This window comes from Halanaerobium sp., from assembly GCF_003070835.1.
This window is the reverse complement of record NZ_QBLR01000218.1, coordinates 1-5,728: the sequence shown is the minus strand read 5'-3', so window position 1 is coordinate 5,728 and position 5,728 is coordinate 1. Positions and strand designations below refer to the sequence as shown.

At 30.9% G+C, this 5,728-nt stretch carries 5 protein-coding genes; 1 reads left to right on the top strand and 4 read right to left on the bottom strand.

What is annotated here, in order from left to right; genetic code table 11:
• Together CI949_RS15760 and CI949_RS15755 are read right to left on the bottom strand one after the other, a co-directional pair.
• Positions 1–1,252 (bottom strand): FapA family protein (locus CI949_RS15760; protein ID WP_290768043.1); only part of this gene is annotated, 1,252 nt, incomplete at its 3' end.
• 22 nt (positions 1,253–1,274) lie between these two features.
• Positions 1,275–2,849: a PAS domain S-box protein gene (locus CI949_RS15755; protein ID WP_290768041.1), complete on the bottom strand. Its 1,575-nt coding sequence runs from the start codon at positions 2,847–2,849 to the stop codon at positions 1,275–1,277.
• Between the two features lie 198 nt (positions 2,850–3,047).
• On the opposite strand from CI949_RS15755, the gene CI949_RS15750 reads away from it, so the two are divergent.
• Positions 3,048–3,539: a hypothetical protein gene (locus CI949_RS15750; protein ID WP_133529787.1), complete on the top strand. Its 492-nt coding sequence runs from the start codon at positions 3,048–3,050 to the stop codon at positions 3,537–3,539.
• 149 nt (positions 3,540–3,688) lie between these two features.
• Here CI949_RS15750 and CI949_RS15745 read toward each other — a convergent pair whose 3' ends face one another.
• Together CI949_RS15745 and CI949_RS15740 are read right to left on the bottom strand one after the other, a co-directional pair.
• The gene (locus tag CI949_RS15745) at positions 3,689–4,612 is read right to left on the bottom strand and encodes a diacylglycerol kinase family protein (RefSeq protein ID WP_290768040.1); all 924 of its coding nucleotides are present in this window, start codon (positions 4,610–4,612) and stop codon (positions 3,689–3,691) included.
• 26 nt (positions 4,613–4,638) lie between these two features.
• On the bottom strand, positions 4,639–5,728 hold a 1,090-nt coding region (locus tag CI949_RS15740), incomplete at its 5' end, for a geranylgeranyl reductase family protein (RefSeq protein ID WP_290768039.1).

Below are 5,728 nucleotides of genomic sequence, written 5' to 3'. Positions count from 1 at the left end.
CTCTAAAATAATCTTTCAGCTGTTCATTATCTTTAACACTCTGATTAAGACTCAAAATTAACTTTTTTAATTCAGGAAACTTATTTTCAATCAGTAGTCTTAAAACTCTTCCAGTTTTAAAGTTGCTGAGATTCATCTTTCTCTGGCTGGCTTCCCCTAAAATTTGATCCACTGCCTTATTTAAATTTTCTAAATAACTAATAATTTTCTTCAGAGAAAGTACAATTTCTTTTTCCAGGTAATTTCCAATAAATAATTTGCTGGCAATTATATTATTATTAACATAAAGATCCCCCTGAGTCTTAACTTCAGCATTGGCAATGTTTCCCTGAACTTTTAGATCATTACCTACCTCAACATTAAAATAATCCTTAATATCCCCCTTAACTAGTAAATCTCCCTCATATTTAATGTGACCTGTATGTTTGTCGACATCACCTTTAATAATATACTGTTTATAAATATGTACCTCAACAGTAGAACTTCTTCTAATTAACTTAGGCTGGCCACCTTCCAGAGCTATGGCTTTTAAACCATCTTTTGTCAACTGCACATTTTTCCCCGCCTTAAGACTAATATCTTTTACAGGTGGAGGAGATATTCTATCAGAATAGACATTAACCCCTGCTTTACCCTCAACAGCTTTCTTTTTGTAACAGATCGTTTCTCCTTTTTCAATCGAATCTATAACATTAAATAAATTTTCTTCCCGCTGTTGATAGTTTTCACTTTTTATTATCTGAGCATCTTCACCCCTTTTTGGTTTTCTACCTTCAGCAATCAGATATTCACCACTTTTATTGCCTTTTTGGGCCATAATTTTACTAATCTGATCATGTTTAACTCCATAATTTATATTATGAAAATTTAGTAGCTCGATTATTTCATTTTTACTTAGCTCAGGAAATATTTCATCCTGGCTTTTAGTCTCTATTTTAATGTGATTGGCCGGTTCTGTATCTTTAATTTCCAGCTGCTGTTCAGGAGTAATTTTAATTATTAAATAAGCTTTTAGTTTGTCTTCAGTAACTTTCAGCTTTAAATCTTTACTTTTTTTAACTTTTTTGAGCTTAAAACTAATCAAATCTTCTATATCATGACTGACAACTACTTCTTTGTTCTCTTTTTCTCCATCAATATATATTTCAACATTTTCACCAGCAGTTACCCGAGGATATCTACCAAGCCCTTCCGGATTAATAATGGTTAATTGACCATTTTCGAGATATACTATTCCATCTTTGTTTTCCAAAATCAGTCACCTCCAAAAACTATTAATCTCTATTTATATTTTTATAAATTGCATAGATACCAATCTGGTTATTCTGCAAAAGTACAGGAAAAGCTTTTAGATTCAACTCCAGTTTCTCTCCCTGAGAATTAATCCGGTAAACTTTTTCTTCCACTCGAGCTCCTGTCAGAACTTGATGAGACAATTCTCGTCCGTTTTTCTTTTGATCAGCTGGTACAATTAGATCATCAAGTTTTTGATTTTTTAATTCATCAATTTCATATTCAAAAAGCTGAGAAAACTTCTTATTAACATTTATTATTCTTTCATCAATATCAAGTAAAACCAGAGCCTCTGGAAAATTATTAAACAGCTGTAAATAGTGGTTGCGCTGTTTTTCTATTTTTTGATTAGGGTTTTTATTGATCATTTCCTCCGGAATAATTGAAGTGATGGTTTTTAACTGACCATCCTCAAATTCAGGAACTAAATAATTATTAAAATATCGATTAAAACCATTCTGACTGATATATATTCTAAAATTAATTCGTTTGTTATTAACTGCAGCATAATCAAGTTTATCCAAAAAATCATCAGCGCTCTGATCAGCAATTTTTATTTCATTTAATCTGCTTCCTAAATTATTCTCATTCAAATCTAATAAGTTCATCGCTTTTTTGTTAAAATAAATAAGTTTATTTTTAGAATCAAATTTTAAAATAGCAGCTGGTAATTTATTTAAAATCTCCTCTGATTTTTTTTCAGCCATAATTTCTTTAGTTATATTCTGGTGCAAAATCATTAATTCATAAGCACCTATACCTTTAAAAGAAGATACATACATTCTAAACCATCTTTTTTCTGTCGGGGAGTGGCAGGGATAATCCATAGTAAAATTATCCTGTTCATTATTTAAAACAGAAAGAATTCCATTATAGGCACGAGCAGAAACCAGATCTCCCGTTTCTGCAGATTTTTTACAGACCTCTAAATAGTTTTCATTAACACCAGTGTTCTCACCTACTGCCCCATTTTGATAAGCAAACTCTTCCCAGGAGCTATTAGTATAGACTATATTTCCTTCTTTATCTAAAATCGAAATATTTCCCGGAACTGAATCAAGCGCAGAAGCAGTAATATACTTTTCTTTTTTTAAACTCTGATTTTCTATATTTTTTTGACTCAAATTATCTCTTATTTCTTCCTGCCGGTAAATATCATCTAATACGGCTTTTATCTGTTTTCGAAAAAGTTTTAAAGCTGCTGAATTATGAGTTTTTATCTCTTTATTTAGCGGAAAATATATTAGATAGATATAACCACCTGCATTAACCTTAAAAAAATTCAATTCAGAACTAAAGACATCCAGATATTTTGATAAAATAGTTTTAGTTTTAAAATCATCAGCTGAAATAATTTGCTTATAGACATCATTACTTAAATTAATTTTTTTTATAGTTTTTTCAAAATCAGAATTACTCTGGCTGAAAATTTTGGCTGAATTATCTGGCGCCAGAACAGCCATCTTTAAATCATCAGTCTGAAAAAATTCCGCCATTATATCCAGTTCAAGTTTGAATCTCTTTCGTAATTCTGCAATTTCTATAATTTCTTTCATAATTTCCACCTCAATTACTAAAATGTTTATTCTATTTATTATATTCAATATCTGTTTTCTCTTTCCTTTATTAAAAAGCAAGATTTTATTCAAAAAAAGTTAAACAAATTACAAATAGCACTTGACACATTTTTCACATATATGTTAAGATATAGTTAAGTTGAGTCAATTAATAAAATTTTAAAGGAGGATTTATTTATGAAAATCAAAACAATTGTATTAATGATCGCGGTAGCAGCTTTATTAGTTGCACCTACAGTAAGTGCTCAAGACACAGTTTCATCCCCATCTGTTGTGGTTGATGGAGCAAGTTTACAGACAGCTGCAGAGGAATCCTGGATTCTAATTATTCAGCAGGACTTAAGTGTTGACGAAAAAATTGTCCTTGATGGAGAATTTAAGAATGATGGTGAATTTGACCGTAAGTTAGCTCTTTATGACCAGGATGATGACCATAATGTAACTGATAGATATACATTAGAAGCTCCAAGTATCACTGTAAAGAGTCCAAATACTAGATTTAAAGGTGGTATTTTTGTAGGAGATGTTTATGTAGAAGCAGAAGGTTTTGAATTAGAATCTGGATTCACAATTGATGGTAATCTTTACTTTGAAAACGAAGCAGCTAAAAATTCCTTTATCATTTCAGGTGGAGCTACTGTTACAGGTGACTTAGTTAACAACTGGTAAATGAATTTTCAATAAGAAACAAATAACTAACCGGCCAGAATAATCTGGCCGGTTTTTTTATGAACATATGTGATTTTCAAAACATCATTATGGATACTATTTCTTTTTTATTTATATTTTTCCTTATAAAAATTTAAATAAATTAGCTGTTAAATTAATAATGAAATTTTTTTTGCAGAAATTTTAAATTCCGCATCTACTGTGCCAACTGTTTCTCCATCCATTTCCAGCTGAACTTCTCTATCAGAACTAACCTTAATTTCTTTAACAAAATGAGATTCAACTAAAGGGTGACTTAAGTGCTTTCCCTGATAGGCTTTAATTAAATTATAAATTATTGCTGTCTTTGAAAAATCCTTTAATAATACTAGATTGATTTTTTCTGAAAAAAGATCAGCCTCCGGTGCAATATTTATACCGCCACCAAAATAATTGCCATTTGCAATAACAACTGAATTAAGGAGTCCCTCATAGATTAAATTCTGATCAGCTTCAACTCTAACAAATTTATTTTGATAGGAAAACAAAGTTTGAAAAAGTTTAAAAAGATAACTTAAACTCCCATCTATTGTTTTTTTGCTGGCATTTAATTTTTTTGCAACCTCTGCTCCCATTCCACAGTCAGCAATATTAATAAAATATCTGCTGATCTTTTCTCCTTGATGATTAAGATAGCTGGATTTAACTAAATTAACTTCTCTGCTTTGATTTTTTTTGATCCTTTTAATCAGTGCTTCTGTTTTTTTGGGTAATGACAGAACTCTACTTAAATCAGAGCCAGTACCATGAGCAGAAATAATTAGTTTTGTTTTTAAATTATCATCTAGATCCGCTGCAAGCATTCCATTTACAATTTCATTAACAGTGCCATCTCCACCAACAGCCATTAGATAATCATAATTTAAGCTGACAGCTTTTCTGGCAATTTCTACTGCCTCACCTGCAGTTTCAGTATATACTTCCTTAAAATATTTAAATTCTCTTTTAAATACTCTGCTTTTTTTGGGCCACAGCTCAGCAGTTTTTCCGCCTGCTGAAGCAGGATTAACAATAGCCATAATTTTTTTATCCATTTTATCAACTCTTTACTGTTATAGTTTTAAATTTTGATTTTAAATAAGTTCTTAAAAAAATTAAAAAGATTTCCCAGTTCAGAATAACTTTTTAAGCCCTGCACTGCATCCATAAAAATAATTAGTAGGTCTCTTCTGCTCTTCAGCAAAAGCTGTACAATTTTTCTGTTATTATAAAACAAACGAGCTACCTTTTCTGCTTCTTTGAGCTCAGTAAAAATATTATTTTTGAGCCTTAATTCATAGTTTGCAGCGGGAATATAATTAGTTTCCGCAGAATTACTATCCAGACAATCAACTATAGTTTCTGCAGCTGCAAAACCACTAACAAGTGAATAATAAATACCTTCACCAATAAAAGCATCTGCCAGATAAGCAGCATCTCCAGCTAAAAATATTCTGTTGGAGGCTCTTTTAAATTCTGTCTGATCTGAATAAACAGGTATTGGATGACCTTTAACTAAAAAATCATCTTTTTTGATTCTAATATTCAGCTCCCTGAGATAGTCAGTCAGGATTTTATTAAGATCAACTTTTTCAAAATTTAATATCCCAAGTCCGATTGACAGAGAATCTTTTTTTGGGAAAACCCAGCCATAACCATTATCTAAATGTTTAAAGTCAATTAAGATTTGGTCTTTAAAATAATTATCGATTAAATTTTGATATTCAATTTCTGCTTCTATTGCTATTCCCTTATTTTTTATAATTTCTTTTTTCTCTCGATTCAAATATTTAGCTGTTCTACTATTAGCCCCATCGGCTGCAACTAAAAACTGAGTGGTATAGTTCTCAGTTAAAGTTTCAACTAGAACCTCATTTCCATTTTCTTTTACCCTGAGAACTTCCATTTGATCAATAAACTCAGCTCCTGCTGCAGCTGCCTTTTTCAAGAGAAAATCATCAAATGTCTTCCTATTGATCAATTTAATCGGTGTTTTTTTATAATTAAGCTCAAATTCTTCTCTGCCTGGAAAAGAAAATTTGAATTCACTAATTTGATTCTTAATAAGTTCTGGCCCAATTTGAATATCATGTTCTGCTAGAATATCTACTGTCTTGGCAGATAATGCGCCACCACAGGCCTTATAGCGGGGCCAGCTCTCTTTTTCTAAG

Coding starts and splice junctions, on each gene's coding strand:
- CI949_RS15755 (WP_290768041.1), bottom strand. CDS start 2,849: ATGAAAGAAATTATAGAAATTGCAGAATTACGAAAGAGATTCAAACTT.
- CI949_RS15750 (WP_133529787.1), top strand. CDS start 3,048: ATGAAAATCAAAACAATTGTATTAATGATCGCGGTAGCAGCTTTATTA.
- CI949_RS15745 (WP_290768040.1), bottom strand. CDS start 4,612: ATGGATAAAAAAATTATGGCTATTGTTAATCCTGCTTCAGCAGGCGGA.